General features: G+C 51.7%; 30 protein-coding genes. 17 read left to right on the forward strand and 13 right to left on the reverse strand.

What is annotated here, in order from left to right; genetic code table 11:
- Window positions 1–38: 38 nt before the first annotated feature.
- Window positions 39–1,148: an SGNH/GDSL hydrolase family protein gene (locus tag MON40_RS08270; protein WP_003777984.1), complete on the forward strand. Its 1,110-nt coding sequence runs from the start codon at window positions 39–41 to the stop codon at window positions 1,146–1,148.
- Between the two features lie 185 nt (window positions 1,149–1,333).
- On the opposite strand, the gene trpD is transcribed toward MON40_RS08270, so the two are convergent.
- The 3 genes from trpD to MON40_RS08285 form a co-directional block, all read right to left on the reverse strand.
- The gene (gene trpD / locus MON40_RS08275; protein WP_003777983.1) at window positions 1,334–2,368 is read right to left on the reverse strand and encodes an anthranilate phosphoribosyltransferase; all 1,035 of its coding nucleotides are present in this window, start codon (window positions 2,366–2,368) and stop codon (window positions 1,334–1,336) included.
- Window positions 2,369–2,435: 67 nt separating this feature from the next.
- Window positions 2,436–3,026, reverse strand: a complete 591-nt coding sequence (locus MON40_RS08280) for an aminodeoxychorismate/anthranilate synthase component II (RefSeq protein WP_003767156.1) — start codon at window positions 3,024–3,026, stop codon at window positions 2,436–2,438.
- A 14-nt stretch (window positions 3,027–3,040) separates the two neighbouring features.
- Window positions 3,041–3,376, reverse strand: coding sequence for a hypothetical protein (locus tag MON40_RS08285; protein ID WP_003767144.1), 336 nt, complete (start codon window positions 3,374–3,376; stop codon window positions 3,041–3,043).
- A gap of 146 nt (window positions 3,377–3,522) precedes the next feature.
- Between MON40_RS08285 and MON40_RS08290 the strand changes: the two genes are divergently transcribed.
- A complete protein-coding gene (locus MON40_RS08290; RefSeq protein ID WP_003767148.1) occupies window positions 3,523–4,401 on the forward strand; it encodes a cupin-like domain-containing protein in 879 nt (292 codons plus the stop codon).
- A gap of 260 nt (window positions 4,402–4,661) precedes the next feature.
- A complete protein-coding gene (locus tag MON40_RS08295) occupies window positions 4,662–4,967 on the forward strand; it encodes a hypothetical protein (RefSeq protein ID WP_003758496.1) in 306 nt (101 codons plus the stop codon).
- A gap of 69 nt (window positions 4,968–5,036) precedes the next feature.
- Here the strand turns inward: MON40_RS08295 and MON40_RS08300 are convergent, their stop codons facing one another.
- Window positions 5,037–6,365: an anaerobic C4-dicarboxylate transporter family protein gene (locus MON40_RS08300; RefSeq protein WP_039862930.1), complete on the reverse strand. Its 1,329-nt coding sequence runs from the start codon at window positions 6,363–6,365 to the stop codon at window positions 5,037–5,039.
- Window positions 6,366–7,000: 635 nt separating this feature from the next.
- Here MON40_RS08300 and MON40_RS08305 point away from each other — a divergent pair.
- Window positions 7,001–7,489, forward strand: a complete 489-nt coding sequence (locus tag MON40_RS08305; RefSeq protein ID WP_003777974.1) for a DUF456 domain-containing protein — start codon at window positions 7,001–7,003, stop codon at window positions 7,487–7,489.
- 60 nt (window positions 7,490–7,549) lie between these two features.
- Here the strand turns inward: MON40_RS08305 and MON40_RS08310 are convergent, their stop codons facing one another.
- From MON40_RS08310 to MON40_RS08340, 7 genes are all read right to left on the reverse strand, one after another.
- The gene (locus MON40_RS08310; RefSeq protein ID WP_003767165.1) at window positions 7,550–8,209 is read right to left on the reverse strand and encodes a YecA family protein; all 660 of its coding nucleotides are present in this window, start codon (window positions 8,207–8,209) and stop codon (window positions 7,550–7,552) included.
- Between the two features lie 126 nt (window positions 8,210–8,335).
- Window positions 8,336–9,118, reverse strand: coding sequence for a TrmH family RNA methyltransferase (locus tag MON40_RS08315; protein ID WP_039862929.1), 783 nt, complete (start codon window positions 9,116–9,118; stop codon window positions 8,336–8,338).
- Window positions 9,119–9,293: 175 nt separating this feature from the next.
- Window positions 9,294–9,698 carry an anti-sigma factor gene (locus tag MON40_RS08320; RefSeq protein ID WP_242925866.1) on the reverse strand — a complete coding sequence of 135 codons (405 nt, stop codon included), beginning with the start codon at window positions 9,696–9,698 and terminating at the stop codon, window positions 9,294–9,296.
- A 28-nt stretch (window positions 9,699–9,726) separates the two neighbouring features.
- On the reverse strand, window positions 9,727–9,870 hold the full coding sequence (locus MON40_RS08325) for an RseA family anti-sigma factor (protein ID WP_242925867.1): 144 nt from the start codon (window positions 9,868–9,870) through the stop codon (window positions 9,727–9,729).
- 16 nt (window positions 9,871–9,886) lie between these two features.
- A complete protein-coding gene (rpoE, locus tag MON40_RS08330) occupies window positions 9,887–10,486 on the reverse strand; it encodes an RNA polymerase sigma factor RpoE (protein WP_003758517.1) in 600 nt (199 codons plus the stop codon).
- A gap of 82 nt (window positions 10,487–10,568) precedes the next feature.
- A complete protein-coding gene (tilS, locus tag MON40_RS08335) occupies window positions 10,569–11,912 on the reverse strand; it encodes a tRNA lysidine(34) synthetase TilS (RefSeq protein WP_003777966.1) in 1,344 nt (447 codons plus the stop codon).
- Window positions 11,913–12,003: 91 nt separating this feature from the next.
- Window positions 12,004–12,963, reverse strand: coding sequence for an acetyl-CoA carboxylase carboxyltransferase subunit alpha (locus MON40_RS08340; RefSeq protein ID WP_003777964.1), 960 nt, complete (start codon window positions 12,961–12,963; stop codon window positions 12,004–12,006).
- Window positions 12,964–13,182: 219 nt separating this feature from the next.
- Here MON40_RS08340 and MON40_RS08345 point away from each other — a divergent pair, with 219 nt between their 5' ends.
- From MON40_RS08345 to fdx, 10 genes are all read left to right on the forward strand, one after another.
- Window positions 13,183–13,584, forward strand: coding sequence for an RNA-binding S4 domain-containing protein (locus tag MON40_RS08345; protein WP_003758524.1), 402 nt, complete (start codon window positions 13,183–13,185; stop codon window positions 13,582–13,584).
- Between the two features lie 349 nt (window positions 13,585–13,933).
- Window positions 13,934–14,944 (forward strand): tryptophan--tRNA ligase, encoded by a 1,011-nt coding sequence (gene trpS / locus MON40_RS08355; protein ID WP_003777961.1) that lies wholly within the window; start codon window positions 13,934–13,936, stop codon window positions 14,942–14,944.
- Window positions 14,945–15,019: 75 nt separating this feature from the next.
- Entirely contained in the window at window positions 15,020–15,559 is a 540-nt protein-coding gene (locus MON40_RS08360; RefSeq protein ID WP_003777959.1) for a hypothetical protein, read from the forward strand.
- Window positions 15,560–15,576: 17 nt separating this feature from the next.
- Complete coding sequence (locus MON40_RS08365; protein WP_003777957.1) at window positions 15,577–16,581, forward strand: adenosine deaminase; 1,005 nt, start codon at window positions 15,577–15,579, stop codon at window positions 16,579–16,581.
- Between the two features lie 164 nt (window positions 16,582–16,745).
- Window positions 16,746–18,608 carry a Fe-S protein assembly chaperone HscA gene (gene hscA / locus MON40_RS08370; RefSeq protein ID WP_003777955.1) on the forward strand — a complete coding sequence of 621 codons (1,863 nt, stop codon included), beginning with the start codon at window positions 16,746–16,748 and terminating at the stop codon, window positions 18,606–18,608.
- 83 nt (window positions 18,609–18,691) lie between these two features.
- Entirely contained in the window at window positions 18,692–19,444 is a 753-nt protein-coding gene (locus tag MON40_RS08375; RefSeq protein ID WP_003777953.1) for a DUF695 domain-containing protein, read from the forward strand.
- Window positions 19,445–19,520: 76 nt separating this feature from the next.
- Entirely contained in the window at window positions 19,521–20,279 is a 759-nt protein-coding gene (locus MON40_RS08380; protein WP_003777951.1) for a DUF2314 domain-containing protein, read from the forward strand.
- Window positions 20,280–20,311: 32 nt separating this feature from the next.
- The gene (locus MON40_RS08385; RefSeq protein WP_242925868.1) at window positions 20,312–20,887 is read left to right on the forward strand and encodes a hypothetical protein; all 576 of its coding nucleotides are present in this window, start codon (window positions 20,312–20,314) and stop codon (window positions 20,885–20,887) included.
- A gap of 125 nt (window positions 20,888–21,012) precedes the next feature.
- Window positions 21,013–21,375: a TIGR02328 family protein gene (locus tag MON40_RS08390; protein WP_242925869.1), complete on the forward strand. Its 363-nt coding sequence runs from the start codon at window positions 21,013–21,015 to the stop codon at window positions 21,373–21,375.
- 85 nt (window positions 21,376–21,460) lie between these two features.
- Window positions 21,461–21,802: an ISC system 2Fe-2S type ferredoxin gene (fdx, locus tag MON40_RS08395; protein WP_003777941.1), complete on the forward strand. Its 342-nt coding sequence runs from the start codon at window positions 21,461–21,463 to the stop codon at window positions 21,800–21,802.
- A gap of 135 nt (window positions 21,803–21,937) precedes the next feature.
- Here the strand turns inward: fdx and MON40_RS08400 are convergent, their stop codons facing one another.
- On the reverse strand, window positions 21,938–22,549 hold the full coding sequence (locus tag MON40_RS08400; protein ID WP_003777939.1) for a hypothetical protein: 612 nt from the start codon (window positions 22,547–22,549) through the stop codon (window positions 21,938–21,940).
- Window positions 22,550–22,809: 260 nt separating this feature from the next.
- On the opposite strand from MON40_RS08400, the gene iscX reads away from it, so the two are divergent.
- Window positions 22,810–23,007 (forward strand): Fe-S cluster assembly protein IscX, encoded by a 198-nt coding sequence (iscX, locus tag MON40_RS08405; protein WP_003742471.1) that lies wholly within the window; start codon window positions 22,810–22,812, stop codon window positions 23,005–23,007.
- A 7-nt stretch (window positions 23,008–23,014) separates the two neighbouring features.
- Here iscX and MON40_RS08410 read toward each other — a convergent pair whose 3' ends face one another.
- On the reverse strand, window positions 23,015–23,254 hold the full coding sequence (locus MON40_RS08410) for a hypothetical protein (protein ID WP_003777937.1): 240 nt from the start codon (window positions 23,252–23,254) through the stop codon (window positions 23,015–23,017).
- A gap of 96 nt (window positions 23,255–23,350) precedes the next feature.
- Between MON40_RS08410 and metF the strand changes: the two genes are divergently transcribed.
- Both metF and metE read left to right on the forward strand, forming a co-directional pair.
- Window positions 23,351–24,229, forward strand: coding sequence for a methylenetetrahydrofolate reductase (metF, locus tag MON40_RS08415; RefSeq protein ID WP_016686752.1), 879 nt, complete (start codon window positions 23,351–23,353; stop codon window positions 24,227–24,229).
- A 135-nt stretch (window positions 24,230–24,364) separates the two neighbouring features.
- Window positions 24,365–26,641 carry a 5-methyltetrahydropteroyltriglutamate--homocysteine S-methyltransferase gene (gene metE / locus MON40_RS08420; RefSeq protein ID WP_003777934.1) on the forward strand — a complete coding sequence of 759 codons (2,277 nt, stop codon included), beginning with the start codon at window positions 24,365–24,367 and terminating at the stop codon, window positions 26,639–26,641.
- The last annotated feature ends 265 nt before the right edge of the window (window positions 26,642–26,906 follow it).

Genomic DNA, 26,906 nt, shown 5'->3' on the forward strand with positions numbered 1-26,906 from the left:
GTCAAAAGACGTCGTCTGAAACCACACACAGGAAACTCATGAACATCAAAACCCTGTCCGTATCCCTTACCGCATTGTGCCTATCTGCCGCCGCCCCCGCCGCCGATATGCTACTGGAAAACTACGGCAGCAGCCGTCCCACCTGGCTCTCCAAGCTCAAAAAACTCGACCGCAGCTCGGACGGCAAATTCCGCATCCTTCAAATTGGCGATTCACACACCGCCGGCGACCTTTTCACCGAACAACTGCGCCTGCGCCTCCAGCAAAAATGGGGCGACGGCGGCATAGGCTGGGTTTACCCCTCTACCGTCAAAGGACAGCGCAGCGCAGCCGTCCGCTATGACGGCTCGTGGCAAACCGTCAGCAGCCGCAGCGTTTCAGACGACTTCCCCTTAGGCGGCATCATCGCCAAAGCCAACGGCAGCAGCGTTACCATCAGCGCCAAAGACGGAAGCAGCGGCGAGAGGCAGATTTCCGTTTTCGCCAAACCCGTCCTGCCCGAGCAAACCCTGTCATTCAACGGACGCGAAGTTCCCGCCGGAAGCAGCGGCTGGCAAATCATCCGCAGCAACAGCCGCCTGCCCCTGACCCTCAGCAGCTCTATGCCTTGGGACATCGGCTACATCAATATCGAAAATCCCGGACGCGGCGTAACCGTTTCCGCACTCGGCATCAACGGCGCGCAACTGACCCACTGGTCCAAATGGCGTCCCTCTTGGCAGGATGACCTTGCCCAAACCCGCGCCGACCTCGTTATCATCGCCTACGGCACCAACGAAGCCTTCGCCCGCGATTTGGACATCACTGCCACCGAACAAAGCTGGCGCAGCTACATCCGCCAAATCAAACAAAGCCTGCCCGACGCGGGCATCCTGATTCTCGGTGCACCCGAATCCCTTAAAAGCACCTCAGGAAGCTGCGGCACACGCCCCGCCACTTTAAGCAGCATCCAACAAATGCAGCAGCGCGTAGCCCGCGAAGAAAAAATCATGTATTGGTCGTGGCAGAACGCGATGGGCGGCGAATGCAGCATGAAAAGCTGGATGAGCCAAGGGCTTGCCGCCAAAGACGGCGTCCACTTCTCAGGCAAAGGCTACCGCCAAGCCGCCGACCACCTTGCCGACAGCTTGATACAAATGGCAGATTAATCAATAACGAATTAATCAAAAAAGGTCGTCTGAAAATTTTCAGATGACCTTTTTTTGATGACGGCACTTTTCTATCTTTTCTTGAAGACGGTCTATCCGCCTCAACTGCTTATCGAACGGTTTTGCAGCGTTTCAGCCCGTTCCCGATAATCAGTATCGAATTTCCGTTTTCAGACGACCTTCGCTTACTCTTTGGCAAATTGCTGCGTAAAGCGGACAAATTCTTCTTTTTTCGCTTTTGCCTTGCCTGAATCGATGGCTGCTTCGGCGGCTTTGACACCGTCCGACAACGAAGGCACGACATTGCCGGCATAGAGCGCGGCGGCGGCGTTGAGCAGGACGATGTCGCGTGCCGCGCCATGTTTGCCGCTCAACACTTCATCCATTTTTTCCAAAGACTCTTGCGCGTTGACGACTTTGATTTCGTCCAAATCGCGGCGGATTTCAATGCCGAAATCTGCAGGGCTGATGTCGTATTCGCGGATTTCTCCGTCTTTCAGCTCGGCAACGCGGGTTTTGCCCGTCAGCGTGATTTCGTCCAAACCGCCTTCGCCGCACACGACCAAAACGTGTTTGGAACCAAGCTGTTTCAATACGCGCGACAGGATGCCGCATAAATCAATGTGGAACACGCCCAAGAGCTGGTTTGGCGCGCCGGCAGGGTTGGTCAGCGGGCCCAAGATATTGAAAATGCTTCTAAACCCGAGCGAACGGCGCACGGGCGCGACGTGGCGCATCGCGCTGTGGTGGTTTTGGGCAAACATAAAACCCAAGCCTGTTTGACGGATGCTTTCGGCGACTTGTTCCGGCGTAATGTTCAACACCGCGCCCATCTGCTCCATCACGTCTGCCGCGCCGCTGGACGAAGAAACAGAGCGCCCGCCGTGTTTGGCGACTTTCGCGCCTGCCGCAGCAGCGACAAACATCGAAGTCGTGGAAATATTGAAGGTTTTTGCACCGTCTCCGCCCGTGCCGACAATATCGACGAGGTCGTCTGAATTTTCCAGCGGCACTTTGGCGGCAAATTCGCGCATGACGGCGGCGGCGGCGGTGATTTCCGATACGGTTTCGACTTTAATCCGCAATCCGGTCAAGATGGCGGCGATTTGTTCGGGCGGCACCTGCCCGCTCATAATCTGGCGCATCAGGTCGGTCATTTCGTCGTAAAACAATTCGTTGTTGCTGATTAATCGTTCGATGGCTTGTTGCGGTGTAATCATGGTTCAATCCTTTTTACGGGTATTTTTACGTCAAACGTCGTCTGAAAGTTTTCAGACGACGTTTGGTTTAAGCGGCGGACGCTTGGAAGTCTTTAAATTCTTCCAAAAAGTTTTTCAACATATCGTGTCCGTGTTCGGTCAACAGGGCTTCGGGGTGGAACTGCACGCCTTCGACGGCGTATTCCTTGTGCCGCACGCCCATGATTTCCTGATCTTCCGTCCATGCGGTGACTTCCAAACAATCGGGCAGCGTATCGCGGGCGATGACAAGGCTGTGATAACGCGTGCAGGTAACGGGATCGGGCAAATCTTTAAACATGCCTTTGTTCAAATGGAACACGGGCGAAACTTTGCCGTGCATCAGCGTTTTTGCCCGCACCACATCTCCGCCGAACGCTTCGCCTATCGTCTGATGCCCGAGGCACACGCCCATAATCGGCAGCTTGCCGGCGAAATGGCGCATGGCGGCGACGGAAATGCCCGCTTCTTTCGGCGAACAAGGACCCGGCCCGATAACGAGATATTGCGGTTTCAAAGCTTCGATTTCTTCAAGCGTAATATCGTCGTTGCGGCGGACGACGACTTCCTGACCGAGTTCGGCGAAATATTGGACGATGTTGTAGGTGAAACTGTCATAGTTATCAATGAACAAAAGCATGGGGGTACGGCCTTTTAGGGTTGTTTGACGGCGGCGATGTTTTCGGGCGAATTGATAAACGCCCACATCTGCTCTTCGGTTCGGAAAACGCCGTTACGGACAATATAATGCAGCGGATGCTTAATCAGCGCATCCGCTTTGCGGACAAAAACACGCATATTGCTGCTGTTTGCTGCCATTTCCAACACTTTGGCGGCAAAAGCGGGGCGGTGCAGCTTGTCGTGCATCAGCGGATGGCGGGCGATGTATTCGTTCAGAGGCTTGCCGCTGCTGTGGAAATCCGTGTGCAGCGGGTCGAGGAATACAATAAAAAAAGGCATCTTGCCCAAATAATCGTCTGCATCGTTCATAAGCGTTTCGGACGGAATATTTATATCGACATAATATCACAGTTAACCGCGATTCTTGATTCCAATCAGGTCGTCTGAAACATCGCTTGCCTCCTTCCGAAATATTCACTTAAAATCAGTCTTACATTCCAAAAAGAGATTTGCTTATGGGTTTCAAACTTACTCCGATTGATGTTGTTGATGACATCAGCCGCGAAGATTTTTATCAGAATTATCTCAAGCCGCGCCGTCCTGTCGTGATCAAAGGACTGACCCGTAACTGGCCTGCCCGTGACAAATGGTCGCTGGACTATATGAAAGAAACCGTCGGCGATATCGTCGTCCCCTTGTACGACAGTGCCAAAGCCGACCCTTCCGCGCCGATTAACGCCGCCAGTACGGAAATGCGCTTCAGCGATTATATCGATCTGATCAAACGCGAGCCGACGGATTTGCGGATTTTCTTATTTGACCCCATCAAACACGCTCCCGCCTTGCTGAACGATTACGTTTTCCCCAAAGAGCTGATGGGCGGATTCTTAGACCGCTACCCTACCCTGTTTTTCGGCGGTGCAGGTTCGGAAACCTTCCTGCACTACGACATCGATATGGCACACATCTTCCATACGCATTTCGGCAAGAAACACATCATCTTGTTCGATTACAAATGGAAAGAGCGCCTGTTCCGCATTCCTTTCGCCACTTACGCGCTGGAAGACTACCACGTTGACAACCCCGATACGGAACGTTTCCCCGAGCTTGAAGGCATCGAAGGCATCGAATGTTTCTTGGAATACGGCGATACCTTGTTCATGCCGACCGGCTGGTGGCATTGGATGAAATACCTTGACGGCTCATTCTCCATCTCCCTGCGCGCATGGGATGAAAGCTGGGCGGTTAAGGCACATAGCCTTTGGAACCTGACCGTACAGCGCAAGTTCGACGACTTCATGAAAGCCCGCTTTAAAGCACGCTACATGAATTGGAAAGAACAGCTTGCCTGCAAACGCGCCCGCCGCGCATGGGAACGCGGCCTGCCTCGTTAAAACACGCTTAAAGGTCGTCTGAAAACAGTATTTCAGACGACCTTTATCCGCAAATTGCCCCGTATCCGGCGCAAAAATTGAAGCAATGGATGGCATTGCTTACCCAATACCGACACGGCGCTTAAGGCAAAAATGCAACAAATGCGAAATACAAAGCGCATATTTTTTAAACGTCGGCGATAGCTGAAACCAATCTGTCAAAGCGGGCGGATTGACCCTGCTCCTGCCTGCTTTGCCCCATTTTTTAACCGGAGTGCATCATGCAAACACCTCTAAAATTCTTAACCGCCTTTGTTTTAACGGCATCGGCATTCTCCGCATCCGCTCACGGCATGCATAAACATAAACCGCTGACCTTTGAAGAGCTGCCCAAAATCTGCCAACAATACTTCACGCGCGCGGAGAATTGTTACAAAAAGGCGGGCGCCAAATCCGATTTTCAGCGCAACAATACAAAATTCCTGTTTCAATCCCTGCCTGCCGCCGATTTAACGCAACGTGAAACCATGTGCAAAATTGCTATGGATTCGTTCGCCGAAAAAACGCGCTCGCTTCATTGCGAATAAGATTTTTGCCCATAAGATATAGCAAAGGTCGTCTGAAAACTTTCAGACGACCTTTTTTTTCAGACGGCCTTAAAAGAAGTAATTCGCCAGCAGCAAACCGAATACCAAGCTGAACGCCATGCTCAAGAGGCCGGGGATCATAAAGCTGTGGTTGAAAATAAATTTGCCGATTTTGGTCGAACCTGTGCTGTCAAAATCAATCGCCGCGATAATCGGACCGTAGTTCGGAATGAAGAAGTAGCCGTTCACCGCGACAAACGTGCCGATGATAATCGGAGCGGGAATGCCCAGCGAAATACCGATGGGGAACAGCGTGGCAACGGTCGCCCCTTGGCTGTTGACCAAGACGGACAAAACGAACAGGGCAAACGCGAAAGTCCACGGCGCGGTTTCGACCAAATGCGATACGGTTTCTTTGACTTCGGCCAGATGACCGTGCATCAATGTATCGCCCAGCCATGCCACGCCGAATACGGCGATAACGGCGCGCATCCCCGCATGGAACACCGAGCCCTTGGTAATCGCGTTACCATTCGGTTTGCAAAGCAGGATAATCAGCGCGGCAGCGGAAAGCATGACGATTTCGATGGCGTGCGCCATGCCCATCAGTTTCGGTCCTTCTTCCGTCTGGAAGGTCGGGCGCAACTCGGGGACGGCACCCATCACGACCACCAGCAACGCAGCAGCAAGGAAAATACCGACCGAAAGTTTCGCCTCTTTGCTGACAGGCGCATTGGATACTTCAGTCGAATCTTTTTCGTTGGCTTCTACATATTCCGGGTCTTTCAGCAACGCCTGATAATGCGGGTCATCTTTCAACTCTTTGCCGAGCTTGTTGACGAATATGCAGGCAAGGCCGATACCTAAAATAGTTGAAGGAACAGTCACTTTCAGCACATCAGCCATCGTGATGTGTTGCGGTTCAAGGTAGGTCACGCAGGCGACGACCGCGGCTGCAATCGGGCTGGCAACAATGGCGAATTGCGACGCGATGACCGCCATCGTCAACGGACGCGACGGGCGGATACCGTTGCGGCGGCTGACTTCGGCGATAACGGGCAATACCGAATAAGCGACGTGTCCCGTGCCTGCCAATACGGTAAACAGATAAGTCACCATAGGGGCGATGAAAGTGATGTATTTCGGATTGCGGTGTAAAACGCGGGTGGCGATTTTAATCATATAGTCCAAACCGCCGCTTGCCTGCATCGATGCGGCAGCGGAAACGACCGCCATAATCATCAGCATCACGTCAATCGGCGGACTGGTCGGCTCAAGATGGAAACCGAAGGCCAAAACCGCCAGCCCGATACCGCCGAGCACGCCCAAGCCGATGCCGCCGACCTGCGCGCCGATTAAGATACACACCAGTACGATGGCGAACTGGATAAAAAACATTGTGGACATGAACACTCCATTGTTTGTAAAAAAAATCTTGAAGAGGAAACGGATTAAAGCGGATATCGGCGGAAGCTGCTGTTGCATTACATCTGATATCCATATTTTTGTTTTTATTTTAAATACCAACACTTTATCCGATTAAATCGGGCGTGATTATAGAGTAAGCACTCGTTATTAACAATGTTTTACTGAAATTAAGACACCAAAGGTCGTCTGAAAACACCGAAATTCATTTTTCAGACGACCTTTTTTCAAGAAAGCCTGTTCAACGCAAGAATGCTTGGCGCGGTTGACTGCGTGCCTCATACGAAATTTATTTTTGACTTTGAGTCAATCCATTCAACAAGACTCGGTTTCCCATCCCAAGCCGCACCATCCTGATATATGGTGGATTAACTTTAAATCAGGACAAGGCGACGAAGCCGCAGACAGTACAGATAGTACAGAACCGATTCACTTGGTGCTTCAGCACCTTAGAGAATCGTTCTCTTTGAGCTAAGGCGAGGTAACGCCGTACTGGTTTAAAGTTAATCCACTATAAATTTTCATTTTCTTGCATCCGGCCTTATCGAAATCAGCCGAAACATCCCCATAATACTGCCGTTATACCACTTCATATTTGAAAGAAAGCGATGACTGCCATCCTGATTATCCTCGGTTTGATTGCCATAGCGGTCGGCATTTTTGGCACGATTTACCCCACCTTGCCGGGATTGGGCTTGATGTTTGTCGGCGCATGGCTGTTGGGCTACGCCGGCGACTATCAGGTTTTCGGTTCCGGCACACTCATTTTCCTTGCCGTTGTCGCCATTTTCGGCACGGCAATGGATTATGTCGCGGGCGCGCTGGGGGCAAAATATACGGGTGCGAGTAAAACCGCCGTCTGGGGGGCGTTTATCGGCGGCATTGTGGGCGCATTCTTCGCCATCCCCGGCCTGCTGTTAGGCCCTCTGATTGGCGCAGCCAGCGGCGAATTCATCGCCCGCAAAGACAGTTGGCAGGCAGGCAAAGTCGGCATCGGTACGTTTATCGGCTTTATCATCGGTACGGTTGCCAAAATCGGCTGCGCGCTGACCATTATGCTGACTGTCCTATTCGTATGGCTGGCTTCGTTTTTCTAAGCCATATCTTCAAAACCAAAGGTCGTCTGAAAATTCAGACGACCTTTGGTTTTTGAACGCTTATTTGTTACAGCAGGCTTTGTATTTCTTACCGCTGCCGCAAGGGCAAGGGTCGTTGCGTCCGGTTTTGTCGCCTTCGCGGCGTACCGTTTGCGGTTTGTTGATGATTGCCTGCCAATACCAATAAATATCCAGCAACACATGCGGCAGCTCGGATTCGAGCTGGGCGAGTTCTTTTTCGGTCAGGTGCAGGATGATTTCGCCGTTTCGCTCTTCATCGTAAATTCCGCCCAAAGCCATAATCGGATAGAACAAATCTTCAAATTCTTCCTGATCAACCGCCTCAAACCAATCGGTCGGAACGATATCCAAAGCATAGAGATAAGCGTTACACCAAGTATAAATATCGGGATTGGAGGCGGCATCTTCGTATAACCACAAATCGGGCAGCATTTTTTTACTGAGTTTGATGCGCAAATCCGCCGCCAAGCCGATGACCAAACGCTCGATTTCGGTGCGCTCTTTGGCATCAAATAAGGATTCGTCGCCCAAAACTTCAGGCAGCCAGTCATTCGGGTTCAACGCATCGGGACCGCTCAACAAAGCCATCATAAACGCCTGCACCTCATCACAGCGCATGGTGTTGTGGTGTTCCGATTTGGCATCGAGCAGCTCCATCAGGCGTACGCGCGACGCTTCATCAAATGCTTGCAATTGCATGGTTATTCCTTAATTTTAAATGGTATGTTTATAGTGGATTAACTTTAAACCAGTACGGCGTTGCCTCGCCTTGTCCTGATTTAAATTTAATCCACTATATTCTCTAAGGGGTCGTCTGAAAACGGTTTAGGCGATACGTTGGCGCATTTGCTCGAAAAGGCATACGGTTGCCGCCATGGCGACGTTTAACGACTCGGTCTGCCCCAACATCGGGATTCTGACGCTGCCGTCGACTTTTTCCAAAATCTCCCGACTCACGCCGCTGCCTTCATTGCCGAAAACCCAAGCGCAAGGGGCATTTAAATCCAGTTGATACAAGTCGGAGGGATTGCGCCCGTCCAAAGCAGTCGCCCATATTTTGTCCTGATAAGCATCCAGCCACTGCGGTAGAAAAACGCGGCTGTATATATCCAGCAGAAAATGCGCCCCCATACCCGCGCGCAATACTTTGGGCGACCAAATATCGACGCAGTCATTACCCAACACAATCTGCCTGATACCCGAAGCTGCTGCGCTGCGTAAAACCGTCCCGACATTGCCCGGATCTTGCAACCTGTCCAACACCACGCAGTCGCCGCTTAAAGGCAAATCACCTTGCGGCGGAATCTCTATCCAAGTCATCACATCGTCGGCATCGTTCAGACTGGTGATTTTAGACAAGGCTTCGTTTCCGACCCAAGTAATACCATCTTCGTCCAAACTACTGATTAAATTTCGGATTTCAGGATGCGTGTTTTTACTTTCGGGCAAATACACTTGCTTGGGCGTGTATCCCGCCTCTAAATAGACCTGCAAAAGATGCACGCCTTCCAACACGGTTTGCCCGTATTCCCGGCGTGCTTTAGATTGTGTCAACAGCTTGGACAAATGCTTGAGCTGCTCGTTTTGCGCGGAGGTAATCAATTTCATGTGCCGCATTATATAGCGGATTCAAATAAAAAGGATACAGCTCAATACCGTCCGACTTTGTTCAACCCGCTTTTTCAGACGACCTCAAGATGCGTCCGGTCAAAAACAAAATCCCTGCCCGAATAGCTCGGGAAGGGATTTCTCTACTTGATGGAAATCTGTATCTCTATGCAGCTTAATGAACGACGGAATCCTGTTGAACCTGCGTTTCGGTTCGAACCGTAGTCTGACTCACACCTTTGTCATTCTTTGCGGATTCAGGCATTACCACGGCATCCGAAGCATTTTTCGCTGTCGGATTGGCGGCTACGGGTACGATATTTTCCTGTTGGTTTTTGGTTTCAACAGCTTTTTCAGCAACCATGCCTGAAGAGTCGCCCTTCACTTGCGGACCGAATTGCCATACGGCTACGGCAACCGCTGCCACGCTGGCGGCGACGGCGAAGGATTTGAAGAAGGAATTGTTCGCAGCCTGTACTTCCTTAACAACAGGCATCACAGCGGCAACTTCGGCTTCATGACGCTGTTTGTGTTCTTCGCTGATTTCCGCAAGCGTAGCGGTAAATGCCGCGCTTTGCATGAAATCCGCATCACGCCCTGTCCCTTCTTTAATAGCGCATGCAATCGCCTAACAGATGGTACTCGTACCACGCTTCGGCAGCGGCATCGTCGGACAACAGACGGTCAAGCATCTCTTCGCTTACTTGGTCTCCATCCATCAGAATGGAAACATATTCTCTTGTTGTATCCATAGTTGTTACCATTTTTTTACCACCTTTGATTTTCAGAGGTTTCCAGCAGCGGCCTCAAATCTTTTGCTATTACTTCCCGCGCCCTGAAAATACGGGAGCGGACCGTTCCTATCGGACAATCCATAATTTTGGCTATTTCCTCGTAAGACAAACCGTCCATTTCCCGCAGGGTAATGGCTTTGCGTAAGTCTTCGGGCAAATGCGAAATCGTTGATTCGACTGTTTGCAGGATTTCCCGATTGATCATTTCAGCTTCCGGCGTATGGTAATCCGCAATCTGATCCGATAAATCCAGAATATCCCCGTCTTCGTTAGCAGCCTCTGCACTGACGAACGGCTGCTTTCCTGATGTTACTAAGAAATTCTTGGCTGTATTGATGGCAATCCGGTACAACCAAGTATAAAAAGCACTCTCACCCCGGAAATTCGGCAAGGCCCGATAAGCCCTAATCATTGCCTCTTGCGCCACATCATTGACTTCGTGTTCGTCTTTGACAAAACGGGAAATCAATCGAATGAGCCGACGCTGATATTTGGACATCAGCAACTCGAATGCTTTTTGTTCGCCCTTCTGCGCGCGCTCTACCAAGGCCTGATCAATCTGGCGATCATTCATATCTTACCTTTTATAATAACTGCATTATAAGCTATAAAATAGTAAAGCGTGCCGTGCCAGTTAAAGACAACTGCCGCCGTATTTAGTTCCATTTATATCTCAAAAATTTTCCGTAAACCGGTAAAAAACCGTCAAACCCTTGAAAATCGTGGCTTACCGTAAGGTTAACAATAGCAATGCAGTTTCCGTCAGTATTTGTGATAATCGGCCAGCATTTTCTGACGAACGGTACAATATGGTTTTCTTGCAACACTTTCTTAACGTTTTTATACAAAAAACCTACATTCATCATATCATCACTGCCCGCCGTCCGAATGATTCCGTCTTTTTCCAAGACCGATTCCGGCAATCCGTTGCGGTGCGGCACCAGAAAAAAGCCGTTTTCTTGGAGAATATCTTTCAGACGACCTCTGACTTCTTTTCCCTTTATCCAATCTGCGTCCGCAAACTGGTTTTGTTTCAATATGAATAAAAAATCCCGGTATAAACATACCGATGTTTCGCCGAACTGCCATTGTGCAGTTTCTGCTTCCAACAGTATCCGCGCGAAATCCGCCAGCTTTCTCGGAGAACTTTCCACAATCTCATTCTCTTTAAAAAACCGCCAAAGAATCCGGCTGCGGCGCGCTTCGCTGAATGTCTGCCAGCGGCTGACTTGGAAACGCCCGCTTTGGCAAACCGTCTGATAATCCGCTTCGACAACTTCGTCCAAAATCGCCAAATCAGTTTGCAAAGAACGGATATTGGCACAAACATGACGGTCGAAATTCGGAATGCGCTCCCGCCAAACCGGCAACGCCTCGTAACGCATCCAATTTCTTAAAAAAGCTGTATCGGCGTTACTTTCATCTTCGATGTTCGGCAGATTGCAGGCAGCGGCGTAGCTTTCCAATTCTTTTCGGGAAAACGTCAGCAGCGGCCGCCAAATTTGCGTTTCCTCATCCAGCTTGCGCCATGGCGGCATAGCGGCAAGTGCTTTGATACCGCCGCCGCGAACCGCCGCGAGCATGAATGTTTCAATTTGGTCATCCTGATGGTGCGCCAACGCGATGATGCCGGAGGGGTCGTCTGAAAACGCCTGATAACGCGCTTTCCGTGCGGCGGCTTCGATTCCCAAGCCGTCTTTTTTGACTTCAACTTTTACGCTTCTGAACGGCACATTCCATTCTTGGCATAAGCGTGTGCAAAACCCCAGCCAGTCATCCGCATTGCGGCTCAATCCGTGATGAACGTGCAAAGCGTGTACGTCCAATCCAAGCTCTTCCCGCAAACACACGAGCATATGCAGCAACACCACCGAATCCAAACCGCCGCTTAGTCCGACCGTTACCGTACAACCATCTGGAAGCGAACGCGCCGAAAGCCGCATGGTTTCCAACAAACTGCGGCATTGAGGCGGAAGGTTTTCAGACGACGTCGGGTTCATATGGCGTAATCTATGTTATGTCCAAGGCAAGTTCTTAGAAATGAAAAAGCAGGCAGGGGGGCTTCTGCCTGCTTTTCTACACATCAATTGTTTACTTATCCGTAAACTTGCCGTAAGCCATAATCCGGTCGAAACGGCGCGACAGCAAATCCGCCATCGGCATATTTTGCGCTTCGCGCAACTCGGTTTCCAAAACCGTTTTGACGTTTTTCATGGTCGTTTCAAAATCGCGGTGCGCCCCGCCCAAAGGCTCGTTGATCACGGTATCGATCAAATCCAGTTCTTGCAGGCGTTTGGCGGTAATGCCCAAGGCTTGCGCGGCATCTGCCGCTTTTTCGGCAGTTTTCCACAGAATGGACGCGCACCCTTCCGGAGAGATAACCGAGTAAGTCGAATATTGCAGCATATTGACGTAATCGCCGACCGCAATCGCCAGCGCGCCGCCGGAACCGCCCTCGCCGATAATGGTACACAAAACCGGCACACGCAGGCGGGTCAATTCGTACAGGTTGCGTCCGATGGCTTCGGACTGACCGCGCTCTTCCGCGCCGATACCCGGATACGCGCCCGGCGTATCGACAAAAGTCATCACGGGAATATTGAATTTCTCGGCGGTCTGCATCAGGCGCAACGCTTTACGGTAGCCTTCAGGGCGCGGCATACCGAAATTGCGGCGGATTTTTTCTTTGGTATCGCGGCCTTTTTGATGGCCGATAACCATCACGCTTTGACCGTTGAAGCGCGCCAAACCGCCGACGATGGCATGGTCGTCTGAATAATGGCGATCGCCGTGCAACTCTTCAAAATCGGTGAAAATGGCTTGGATGTAATCTAAGGTGTAAGGACGTTGGGGATGGCGTGAAACCTGCGAAATCTGAGCGGGCGTCAGCTTGTTGAAAATCGATTTTGTCAGGTCGTTGCTTTTCTTCTGCAATCTGGCGATTTCATCGGAAATATCGACGGCGGATTCGCCCTGCACAAAGCGCAACTCTTCGATTTTATTGGTTAATTCAGCGATGGGTTGTTCAAAATCCAAAAAAACTGGTTTCATAGGGTGAAGCTCTCGGTAGGGACGCTGCCGCTATCATACGCCAATCAGGCATATTTGGCAGCATTTCTCATGGAGGATATGCCGTGCAAAACGGCAGATAATCGGGCGGATGCCTTTTCAGACGACCTTTTACGGATGATATAGTATATCTGCACTAAACAAATGAAGTGCCGTATCTTATGATAAACTTCCATTCAGTTCAATCATTTCAAACAGGCTATGAAAAACGAACACGACAATACGGCAATGCGGCTCGACAAATGGCTTTGGGCTGCGCGCTTTTTCAAAACCCGCGCGCTGGCTCAAAAACATATCGAATTGGGCAGGGTTCAGGTCAACGGCGCCAAAGTCAAAAACAGCAAAAACATCAGCGCGGGCGACATCATCGACCTGACGCTCAATTCGCTGCCTTACAAAATCAAAGTATTGGCACTCAACCACCAGCGCCGCCCCGCCCCCGAAGCGCGTCAGCTTTACGAAGAAGACATGAAAACCGCCGCCGAACGCGAAGCGCAGAAACAACTCGACCAAGCAAGCCGCATCAGCGCGGCATATCCCGACGGCAGGCCGACCAAACGCGACCGCCGCCAACTCGACCGCATGAAGCGCGACAGCTGGTAGGTTTTTATAAATTCCGTTTCAACCGCGATGTACAGCAGAACGGATATATTTAAAACTTTGCCAAAAACAAATCATCCGTTTTTATAGTGGATTAACTTTAAACCAGTACGGCGTTGCCTCGCCTTGCCGTACTATCTGTACTGTCTACGGCTTCGTCGCCTTGTCCTGATTTAAAGTTAATCCACTATATTATTATTTCACGCAACTGACTTGACGGTTTTACCCGTCCGTTGTGTTGAGACTCCTACCTGAAACCGCTGATTTCCGTAAAGTTGAAACGCATCAGAATCAGGTATAATCCATCCCTATTTCATTTTCAGACGACCTTGAGCCATTTAAGGATATTCCCATGAGCAAGAAACGCGTCCTCACCGGCGTAACCACCACCGGCATCCCGCATCTGGGCAACTACGTCGGCGCCATCCGCCCTGCCGTCCGCGCGGCGCAAAACCCCGATACCGAATCCTTCCTCTTCCTCGCCGACTACCACGGCATCATCAAATGCCACGAGCCGGAGATGATCCACCAATCCACCCAAGCCGTTGCCGCCACTTGGCTTGCCTGCGGACTCGATCCCGATCGCACCACCTTCTACCGTCAAAGCGACATTCCCGAAGTGATGGAACTGAACTGGATTCTGACCTGCATCACCGCCAAAGGTCTGATGAACCGCGCCCACGCCTACAAAGCCGCCGTGCAGGCAAACGCTGAAAACAATCAGGAAGACCCCGACCACGGCGTAGAAATGGGTCTGTACAGCTACCCCATCCTGATGACCGCCGACATCCTCATGTTCAACGCCAACGAAGTCCCCGTCGGCCGCGACCAAATCCAACACGTCGAAATGGCGCGCGACATCGCCGGCCGCTTCAACCACCGCTTCAAAGAAGTCTTCACTCTGCCCGAAGTGAAAATCGACGAAAACGTCGAACTCTTGGTCGGCTTGGACGGACGCAAAATGTCCAAATCCTACGGCAACACCATTCCGCTTTGGGAAAACGACAAGAAAACCCAAAAATCGGTCAACAAAATCATCACCAACATGAAAGAGCCGGGCGAGCCGAAACAGCCCGACGAAAGCCCTTTGTTTGAAATCTACAAAGCCTTCTCCACGCCGTCTGAAACTGCAGCGTTTACACAAATGCTTGCCGAAGGCCTGGCATGGGGCGAAGCCAAAAAACTCTTAGCCGCCAAAATCAACGCCGAGCTGGCTGAACCGCGCGAACGCTACAACGCGCTGACCGCCAATCCTTCGCAAATCGAAGACATCCTGCAGGCGGGCGCAGCCAAAGCGCGCAAAGAAGCGCGCGAACTGCTGGACCAAGTACGCGACGCCGTCGGCATCCGCCCATTGAAGTAAATCTCAAAAGGTCGTCTGAAAAAGCAGTCCGCTATTTTCAGACGACCTTTTCCTGTTTAAAACAAGGAATATCCGATGAAAGCCTTTCCGATTCTCTTATCCGCCCTCCTGCTTGCCGCCTGCGGCAAATCCGAAGCCCCAGCCGAGCCCGCCCAAAATGCCGCCGAAGCCGCGCCAAAGCCCGCGTTTAAAGTCAAATACATCGACAACAACGCCATCGCAGGCTTGGATTTAGGACAAAGCAGCGAAGGCAAAACCAACGACGGCAAAAAACAAATCAGCTATCTGATTAACGGTTTGTCCGAACAAAACGTCATCCAACTGATCGGCAACCACCCCAACGATTTGGAAGTCATCAGCGGCAAATGTATGGAAACCGGCGACAAAGGCGAGCCTTTGGGCTGGACTGAAAACGGCAAATGCCATGCCTTGTTTGCCAAACTGGTCGGCAACATCGCCGAAGACGGCGGCAAACTGACCGGCTACCTCCTCTCCCATGCCGCCTTGCAACCCTATCAGGCGGGCAAAAGCGGCTATGCCGCCGTTCAAAACGGCCGCTACATCCTCGAACTCGACAGCGAAGGAATGTTCTACTTCCGCCGCCGCCACTATTGACCGAGCGGGTGCCGCCCATGACCGTACATACCTTAATCCGCGCCCTACCTAAAGCCGAATTGCACGTCCATATCGAAGGCACGTTCGAGCCGGAATTGATGTTCGCCATCGCCGGGCGCAACGGCGTTTCCATTCCCTATGCGGATGTGGAAGCCGTGCGCCGCGCTTACGATTTTCACAACCTGCAATCCTTCCTCGATATTTACTACGCGGCGGCGGCGGTCTTGCTCCACGAGCAGGATTTTTACGACCTGACCACCGCTTATTTCGCCCGCTGCCGCGAGGACAACGTCGTCCACACCGAAATCTTCTTCGACCCGCAAACCCATACCGCGCGCGGCGTACCGTTTGAAACCGTCATCAACGGCATTACCCGCGCCCGCCTGGAAGCGCAGGAAAAATGGGGCATTTCCAGCAGGCTGATTATGTGTTTCCTGCGGCATTTGAGCGAAGAATCCGCGTTTGAAACGCTTGCCCAAGCACAGCCTTTCAGACGACATATCGACGGCATCGGGCTGGATTCGGGCGAACTCGGCAACCCGCCCTCGAAATTCGAGCGCGTCTTTGCCCAAGCCCGCGCGCAAGGTTTTCCTGCCGTCGCCCATGCCGGCGAAGAAGGCCCGCCCGAATACGTTTGGGAAGCGTTGGATTTGCTGAAAGTCGTCCGCATCGACCACGGCGTACGTTCCGAAGAAGACGAAACCCTTATGCAGCGACTGATTGCCGAACAAATGCCCCTGACCGTCTGCCCCTTGAGCAACCTCAAACTCAAAGTCGTCGGCGACCTGTCCCGGCACAACCTGCGCCGTATGCTTGAGCACGGCGTATTGGTTACCGTCAATTCAGACGACCCCGCCTACTTCGGCGGCTACCTCAACCAAAATTTCATCGAACTTGCCGACGCATTGGATTTGAATGAAGCAGACATCCGCACCTTGTGCAAAAACTCGTTCAAAGCCTCGTTTTTAAACGAGGAAGAAAAAGCAAAACGGTACGCCGAAATCGACGGCATCCATGTTTAGACACAAAGCCGACCTGAAAAATAATCCGGTCGGCTTTGTTTTTATCTAAAAATGCAAATCCTCTAACCACAGTCAATTCCCTACCAAACCACTCAACTATCCGCCCGAAATCTGTTAAAATACCGACCTATCCTAATAAATACAGCATCAAAAGGCACACAATCATGGCTCTTTTGCAGATTTCCGAACCCGGCATGTCCGCCGCTCCGCATCAACACCGCCTCGCCGTCGGCATCGACTTGGGTACGACCAACAGCCTGGTTGCCACCGTCCGCAGCGGCAGCCCGGTTTGTCTGACCGATATTGACGGACGCACCACCCTGCCCTCCGTCGTCCGTTACGGCGAAGGCGATGCCGTCGAAGTCGGCAAAGCCGCCCTCGCCGCCCAAAAAACCGACCCGCTGAACACCATCAGCTCCGCCAAACGCCTGATTGGCCGCACGCTTGCCGACCTCGCTCAGGACGCGCAATACCTGCCCTACCGGTTCACGCCCAATGAACGCGTGGTCGAGCTGAACACCCGCCAAGGTGCCAAAACGCCTATCGAGGTGTCGTCTGAAATCCTCAAAGCCCTCAAATCGCGTGCCGAAGAAACTTTAGGCGGCGATTTGGTCGGTGCCGTCATTACCGTTCCCGCCTATTTCGACGATGCCCAACGCCAAGCCACCAAAGATGCCGCGCGTTTGGCAGGCTTGAACGTATTGCGCCTGCTCAACGAGCCGACCGCCGCCGCGATTGCCTACGGGCTGGACAACGCCTCGGAAGGCACGTTTGTCGTTTACGACTTGGGCGGCGGCACGTTCGACGTCTCCGTATTGCAACTGACCAAAGGGCTGTTTGAAGTCAAAGCCACCGGCGGCAACAGCGCATTAGGCGGCGACGATTTCGACCACCGCCTGTTCTGCCACCTGCTCGAACAAAACGACCTTTCCAAACTCAACGAGCGCGACAGCCAGCTTCTGCTTTCCCTTGTCCGCGCCGCCAAAGAACAACTGACCAGCCAAACCGAAGCCGTCGTTGAAGCCACGCTTTCAGACGGCCGCAAAATCCATACCGTCATTACCCGCCAAGAATTTCACCACCTGACGCAAAATCTGGTGCAAAAAACCATAGAGCCGGTCAAACAAGCATTGAAAGACGCGGGCGTGACCAAAGCCGACATCAAAGGCGTGATTATGGTCGGCGGTTCAACCCGTATGTTGCACGTCCAACAAGCGGTCGCCACCTTCTTCGGACAAACCCCGCTGAACAACCTCAACCCTGACGAAGTCGTCGCGCTCGGCGCCGCCATACAGGCGAACGTCCTTGCCGGCAACAAAACCGACGGCGAATGGCTGCTGCTGGACGTTACCCCCTTGTCGCTCGGTTTGGAAACCTACGGCGGACTCGCCGAAAAAATCATCCCGCGCAATTCCACCATCCCCACCGCGCGCGCGCAGGACTTTACCACCTTCAAAGACGGTCAAACCGCCATGACGATACACGTCGTACAAGGCGAGCGCGAACTCGTTTCCGACTGCCGCAGCCTTGCCAAATTCACCCTGCGCGGCATTCCGCCCATGACCGCAGGTGCGGCGCGTATCCGCGTTACCTTCCAAGTTGACGCCGACGGCTTGCTGTCCGTTTCCGCCCAAGAACAAAGCACCGGCGTACAGGCGCAAATCGAAGTCAAACCTTCCTACGGCTTGGACGACGACACCATCACCCAAATGCTCAAAGACAGCATGAGCAACGCCGCCGAAGACATGGCGGCACGCGCCCGCGCCGAAGCCGTGGTCGAAGCCGAAAGCCTGACCGACGCCGTCAACGCCGCCCTCGAGTTGGATAGCGATTTGCTGGATGCCGAAGAGCTTGCACAAATCCAGCAAGACATCGCCGATTTGCAAGGTCGTCTGAAAGACGGCAACGCCGAAGACATCCGCGCCGCCGTCGCCAAACTCAGCCGCAGTACCGACAACTTCGCCGCCAAACGCATGAACCGCAACATCCAACGTGCGCTGACAGGGCAGAGTGTGGACGATATTTGACGGCAAACGGTTTCAGACGACCTCGAAAGACACAAAGGTCGTCTGAAAAAATTCAAACACTATTTTTCAGACGACCCCATCCCATGCAAAACCCTTCCATCCCCCAAGACTGGAACGTTTATTTCAGCCGCATTGGCGACGCACCCGCTGCCTTACGCATCAACCTTGCCTTAATCGAAGTCGCGCCGCTGGCAGAGTATCCGCAGCATGTGCGCATCAGCATGAAATTGGAACAAACCAACGAACACGGCTTCCCGACGCCCGAAGAAAGCGAAGCAGTTTACGACATCGAAGACCAAATCGACCGACTGGCGGGCAACAACAACATTCCCGCAGGCATAGTCACCACAAACGGCGCGGCAAATTGGCATTTTTACAGCCGCGATGCCGAAACCTTCGCCCAAGCCTGCCGTAACTTGCTGACACAAAACGACCGCGTTTGCGACATCACAATCAGCGAAGATGCCGAATGGTCGTTTTATCAAGAATTCCTGTATCCGGACAGCTACGAGTTGCAAGCCATCCGCAACGAACAGGTTTTACGCCGTTTCCGACAAGACGGCGACCGCCTCGATAAACCCCGCCCCATCGACCACTGGCTGTTTTTCCACACCGAAGCAGACCTGAACGCCGCAGCCGCCAAAGTCGGCACATTAGGCTATACCGTCAGCGACAGCGGCCGCATCGAGCAGGAAGAAGACTACCCGAGCTACCGCCTGCAACTTTCCAAAAACGCCCCGCTCACCGACATCGACAACGACACATGGGAGTTGATCGATATCGCCCACGAAAACAACGGCGACTACGACGGCTGGGGCAGCATATTAGTCCAATAAAACATCAGGACGTCTGAAAACACACCGGCAGCCCCGTTCAGACGACCTGCATCCACTTTGACCTTAGGAGAATCCCATGAGCGAATCCATTGTTTACGGTATCGATCAGGAAAATGAACTCATGAACCGCGCCTTCGAACAGGCACGTTCCACATTCAAATATTTCTGGCGCGAGCTGTATTGGGAAAACCGCCGCATCATACCCGCCTTGGATTTTGCCATGGTCAAAGTGCCTTTTTTCCAAGACAGTGAAGACGGCGAAATTTGTGAACATATGTGGATAAACGACATCTACTTCGACGGCCTCCACATTTACGGCACGCTGGTCAACGAACCCAACGACCTGACCAATGTAAAACAAGGCGAAAGCGTCTGCGTTCCAGTTGAAGAGATCAGCGATTGGATGTTCCTGTGTAACGGCATCCCCTACGGCGGCTTCAGCGTACAGGCAGTCCGCATCCAAATGACGCCGCAAGAGCGCGCAGAACACGATGCCGCATGGGGCATCGACTTTGGCGATCCCGAAGAAGTCTTGCTGGTTTACGAAGAAAAAGAACACCCCGAAAATCTCGACGAACATCCGATGTGCCGAAACTGTCTGGACGACTTCCGCCAACAGCTGGCACAAAACCCGGATTACCTGCGCGAGCAAGACGAAGACGGCTACACACCGCTCCATCACGAAGCCATCGCAGGCAACGCACCCCTGGTCAAAGCCATGCTCGAATTGGGTGCAGACCCGGCCGCCACCACGCAAGAAGGACTGACCGCCCTAGACTTTGCCCGCCTTATGGACTGGCAAAACGTCATCGAGATACTCGAACCACGCCACTAAACCATAGGTCGTCTGAAAAAAAGAAAAGAAAAATGTCCGATCGATTTCAATTAATCATACCGACAATACTGAAATTCATTTGGGCCCTTGTTTGGCGGCTGACCGTCTCTATTTCGGTCGGAAAGACCGTATCTAATTTTTTACCACCCGAACACGAAACTTACACTCAAGGCAGCAAAATAAACGCCTTGTTTCAAATCACCGTTCGCCCAACTGATGACAGTAGTTGTGCAGTGAAACCATGGAATGAGTTCAATGCCGAGCAGGATAAAGTGTGTACGTACCGCCCTGATCAAAATGATTGCTACGTAAATTCGAAAATCACTTGCAATGTAAAACGTATCAGTACTGAAGAATACGAACTCATTTATACTGACCCCTTCTTCACAGAGGAAAGAACCAGTCATTACCGTATAACTGAAGGTCGTGTAGAACCCTTGTCTTTTACCTTCGACTCATCCTCACGCAGATGTGAAGCAGGACTACTAACCGGCATCTTCACCCTTCTTCTGACTTTAGTACCGCTACTTTACTGTACGTGGCGACGCCGTAGAAAAATTCAGGCAGCAGCCAAGAAAGCAAGAATGGCGGCACAACATAAAGACTGACCATACTCAATGCCGCACACCTTCTTGACCGACAAACAGTCATCAAGATATTTGAACCACCCGACTAAACAAAAGGTCACCTGAAAACCAAGATACAATTTCAGACGACCTCCAACCCACCAAACATGAGACTCTGGCACCAAACCCTCATCCCCCTGCTCCCCCGCGCCCAACTTTTAGGGCAACACCGCGAATGCGCCGCCTTACGCGGAGCAGGCTGGGGCAGGCCACACGCGACGGTAAACTACGTCTTCACCCATTCGCCTGACAAACTCTATCTGTATCACGCGCTGATTATGGAAGAAATGGAAAAACGCGGCTACAAACCCGATCCGTTGTGGAAAGACCCGCTGTACCGCGGCAAAGCGGTTGCCCCTTATGCCGCACACGATACCGAAGCCGCCGATTCGCCGATTTACCCCGAACACGATGATGCTTATCTGGACGAATGTCTGGAAAATTTAAAAAACAAAGGCATCGTGTTATAAACGGTTTCAGACGACCCTTTCATCACAAAAGGTCGTCTGAAAATTACCCACAAACCCTATCCACTCATTACAAGAGACAATAAAAATGCCCAAAATCACCGTACTCCCACACGCCGTATTATGCCCCGAAGGCGCGGTTATCGAAGACGCACCGGAAGGTCAAACCGTCCTTGACGTATTGCTCGACCACGATATCGAAGTCGATCACGCCTGTGAAAAATCCTGTGCCTGCACCACTTGCCACGTCATCATCCGCAAAGGTTTCGACAGTTTGGAAGAGCCGAGCGAGCTTGAAGAAGACCTGCTCGATCAGGCATGGGGCTTGGAAGCCGACTCGCGCCTGAGCTGTCAGGCAGTGGTTGCCGACGAAGACTTGGTGGTGGAAATCCCCAAATACACCATCAACCACGCGCGCGAAGATCATTGATGCAAAGAAGTCGTCTGAAACGGATACAGCAATGTTCAGACGACCCCTGCCAAATTTTGAGCAAACAAAAAGTCGTCTGAAACTGCCTTACCGACCGTTTTCAGACGACCTTCCGTCAAATCGCTGCCAAATCGTTTATTTGGAACGTGGAACGACAAACCTTAAGCGCGATACTTTCATCGAAGCGACGGTTTGCGCAACAGGGTAATTTTCCACTCTGCCTTTGGCGTTCAGCATACTGAGGCTGCTGCCATGACGGGTAATGATGCTCTTAGGTTCGGGCTTCGGTGCCGGTTCGTTTTTTGTTGCGGTTGTGACGGATTTCGGCGGTTCGGGTACATATCCCGCCAAGCCGAAGCGTTTGATGATTTCGTTTGCGGCATCCATATAACGTTGTTTTGCTTCTTCGTTTTCCACCACCATATCGTCAAGCGCCACAGACACGTCGTTGCCGCAGCCGACAATGCGTTCCGCAATACGCGAATACACCATCCAGCGTTTCAAACGCAAAGCACCCGCATCTTCGCCCGGCGCAGCGGCATCCAAAGCAATCATGCCGTAACGCTTGCCATAACGGAGACGCAGCGAAAGCCGCTTCAGCCCCTCACTATCGTCCAGCATCTGATAAAGCTCGCGGATAAGCAGCAGCAGGCGGTCGAACACCCCCGCTTTAGCAAGATAATTAGGATCATCGGAGGCGAGCGCGTAAATAAGTTTGGATAATTTGGCATTGAGTGCGTTGTTCATCGATTTTCCTGTTATTCATACTATAATGGATTTCTTTAAGAACCATTCCAAATGATTTGGTTGCATGACAAAGTGTAAATTTTCCTTAGTGAAAGTCAGAAAAATGTATTAACGTACGCCTTGAAAATATTACATAGGAAAATACCATATGCGATTTCGGACGCATTAATCATTGCCGACACGAATTTTCCCCAAAGCATTAACACCTAAACAAGCCATCCCGAATCAAACCATTCGGACACTCCAAAAGGAACGACATCATGAAATGGACAGACACCCAACGCATCGCCGAAGAACTCTACGACCTGCACGGCGACAGCATCGACCCGAAAACCGTTCGCTTCACCCAACTGCGCGACCTGATTATGGCGCTGCCCGACTTCGACGACGATCCCGCACGCTGCGGCGAACGTATCCTCGAAGCCGTACAACAGGCATGGATTGAAGAGGCTGAGTGAGGCAACATCATTTGCAAGCTAAAAACCAAGACGTCGTCTGAAAATTTTTCAGACGACGTTTGAATGGGTTGATAGCCAACTCAAGCGCAAAACATCTTATTGCTTTTGCTTTACCAACAAGGATACCAACCATTGAAATCCATTTAATTTCAAGATATTCCCACACATCAGAATATGTATTTTCTCGCCGGCTTGCCCTCATATGAATAGAGACAAGCATAATGGCAACCACATTAAAATAATTCATAAACTTTCTGAAAATTTTGAATTTGACTCATATACAAGGCAAATTTATCATACAAGCCTGAAAACGTTTAAAAAAGACAACCGAGGTACACAGCCAATGAGTTACGCAAAAGAAATCAATGCGTTAAACAACAGCCTTTCCGACTTGAAAGGCGACATCAACGTTTCGTTCGAATTTTTCCCGCCGAAAAATGAACAAATGGAAACCATGCTGTGGGACTCCATCCATCGCCTGCAAACCCTGCATCCCAAATTCGTTTCCGTAACTTACGGCGCAAACTCCGGCGAACGCGACCGTACGCACAGCATCGTCAAACGCATCCAACAGGAAACCGGCTTGGAAGCCGCGCCGCACCTGACCGGCATCGACGCCTCTCCCGACGAATTGCGCCAAATCGCCAAAGACTATTGGGACAGCGGCATCCGCCGTATTGTCGCCCTGCGCGGCGACGAGCCGCCCGGTTATGAGAAAAAACCGTTTTACGCCGAAGACTTGGTCAAACTCTTGCGCTCTGTCGCCGACTTCGACATCTCCGTAGCGGCATACCCCGAAGTGCATCCCGAAGCGAAATCCGCACAAGCCGACCTGATTAATCTGAAGCGCAAAATCGATGCGGGCGCAAACCATGTCATCACCCAATTCTTCTTCGACGTAGAACGCTACCTGCGCTTCCGCGACCGCTGCGTAATGTTGGGCATCGACGTCGAAATCGTTCCCGGCATCCTGCCTGTTACCAACTTCAAGCAACTCGGCAAAATGGCGCAAGTAACCAACGTCAAAATCCCGAAATGGCTGTCGCAAATGTATGAAGGTTTGGACGACGACCAAGGCACACGCAATCTGGTGGCGGCAAGTATCGCCATCGACATGGTCAAAGTCCTGTCCCGCGAAGGCGTGAAAGATTTCCACTTCTACACGCTCAACCGTAGCGAGCTGACTTACGCCATCTGCCATATTTTAGGCGTGCGTCCTTAAAGCCGAAAACGGTTTCAGACGACCTCAGAGGTCGTCTGAAAAACAAAACGCCGCCCCATCCGCCCTATTCTGATTTACAATACCGACCGATTCGGATTGAACCGGTCCTTACAAAATCCAACTGGAGAGTTCAACATGACAACATTACATTTCTCAGGCTTCCCGCGTGTCGGCGCCTTCCGTGAATTGAAATTCGCCCAAGAAAAATACTGGCGCAAAGAAATCAGCGAACAAGAGCTGCTCGACGTCGCCAAAGACCTGCGCGAGAAAAACTGGAAACACCAAGCCGCCGCCAACGCCGATTACGTTGCCGTAGGCGATTTCACTTTCTACGACCACATCCTCGACCTGCAAGTCGCTACCGGCGCGATTCCCGCCCGTTTCGGCTTCGACAGCCAAAACCTGTCTTTGGAACAATTCTTCCAACTGGCGCGCGGCAACAAAGACCAATTCGCCATCGAAATGACCAAATGGTTCGACACCAACTATCACTACTTGGTGCCTGAATTCCACGCCGATACCGAATTCAAAGCGAACGCCAAACACTACGTTCAACAACTGAAAGAAGCCCAAGCTTTGGGTCTGAAAGCCAAACCGACCATCGTCGGCCCGCTGACCTTCCTGTGGGTAGGTAAAGAAAAAGGCGCAGTCGAATTCAACCGCCTGAGCCTGTTGCAAAAACTGCTGCCCGTTTACGTTGAAATCCTGAATGCTTTGGTTGAAGCCGGTGCCGAATGGATTCAAATCGACGAGCCTGCTTTGGCTGTTGACCTGCCTAAAGAATGGGTGGAAGCCTACAAAGACGTTTACGCCACTTTGAGCAAAGTAAACGCCAAAATCCTGTTGAGCACTTACTTCGGTTCTGTTGCCGAACACGCCGCATTGCTGAAAGCCCTGTCCGTTGACGGTCTGCACATCGACTTGGTACGCGCGCCCGAGCAACTGGACGCGTTCGCCGACTACGACAAAGTCCTGTCTGCCGGCGTTATCGACGGCCGCAACATCTGGCGCGCCAACCTGAACAAAGTTTTGGAAACTGTCGAGCCCCTGAAAGCCAAACTGGGCGAGCGTTTGTGGATTTCCAGCTCTTGCTCGCTGTTGCACACCCCATTTGACTTGTCAGTTGAAGAAAAACTGAAAGCCAACAAACCTGACCTGTACTCCTGGTTGGCATTTACCCTGCAAAAAACCCAAGAATTGCGCGTTCTGAAAGCTGCATTGAACGAAGGCCGTGACTCCGTTGCCGAAGAACTGGCCGCCAGCCAAGCTGCCGCTGATTCACGCGCCAACAGCAGCGAAATCCACCGCGCAGACGTTGCCAAACGCCTGACCGACCTGCCTGCCAACGCAGACCAACGCAAATCACCGTTTGCCGACCGTATCAAAGCGCAACAAGCATGGTTGAACTTGCCTCTGCTGCCGACGACCAACATCGGTTCTTTCCCACAAACCACCGAAATCCGCCAAGCACGCGCAGCCTTCAAAAAAGGCGAACTGTCTGCCGCCGATTACGAAGCCGCGATGAAAAAAGAAATCGCCTTGGTGGTTGAAGAGCAAGAAAAACTGGACTTGGACGTACTGGTACACGGCGAAGCCGAGCGTAACGACATGGTCGAATACTTCGGCGAGCTGCTGAGCGGTTTTGCATTCACCCAATACGGCTGGGTACAAAGCTACGGTTCGCGCTGCGTGAAACCACCGATTATCTTCGGTGATGTAAGCCGCCCAGAAGCCATGACTGTCGCTTGGTCTACTTACGCACAAAGCCTGACCAAACGCCCGATGAAAGGCATGTTGACCGGCCCCGTAACCATCCTGCAATGGTCTTTCGTCCGTAACGACATTCCACGCGCTACCGTGTGCAAACAAATCGCACTGGCTCTGAACGACGAAGTATTGGATCTGGAAAAAGCAGGCATCAAAGTCATCCAAATCGACGAACCTGCCATCCGTGAAGGCCTGCCTTTGAAACGCGCCGATTGGGATGCCTACCTGAACTGGGCCGGCGAATCCTTCCGCCTGTCCTCCAGCGGTTGCGAAGACAGCACACAAATCCACACCCATATGTGCTACTCCGAGTTCAACGACATCCTGCCCGCCATCGCAGCTATGGACGCCGACGTCATCACTATCGAGACTTCACGTTCCGACATGGAACTCTTGACCGCGTTCGGCGAATTCAAATACCCGAATGACATTGGTCCGGGCGTTTACGACATCCACAGCCCGCGCGTACCGACAGAAGCCGAAGTGGAACACCTGTTGCGCAAAGCCATCGAAGTCGTACCGGTTGAACGCCTGTGGGTGAACCCGGACTGCGGTCTGAAAACACGCGGTTGGAAAGAAACTCTGGAACAACTCCAAGTGATGATGAACGTTACCCACAAACTGCGTGCCGAATTGGCCAAATAAGTTTGAACTAGCGTAATCAAAAGGTCGTCTGAAAATTTTCAGACGACCTTTTTGCCAAATTAATATTTCATTTTTCCATCAAACAGAGCCTCTGTAGCCTATCCTCCCTATTGTCTTCCACAATAATCTTTTATGACTAATGGGCAAAATAATTTATTTGGGGTATAATTACACGAAACTAAATTAAAACAGCGGCTAACTGTATCTACTCACAAACAGCAAAATCCGCATATATAGTGGATTAAATTTAAATCAGGACAAGGCG

Origin of the sequence: Neisseria macacae ATCC 33926, assembly GCF_022749495.1 — a bacterium.
Taxonomy (GTDB): Bacteria; Pseudomonadota; Gammaproteobacteria; order Burkholderiales; family Neisseriaceae; genus Neisseria; species Neisseria macacae.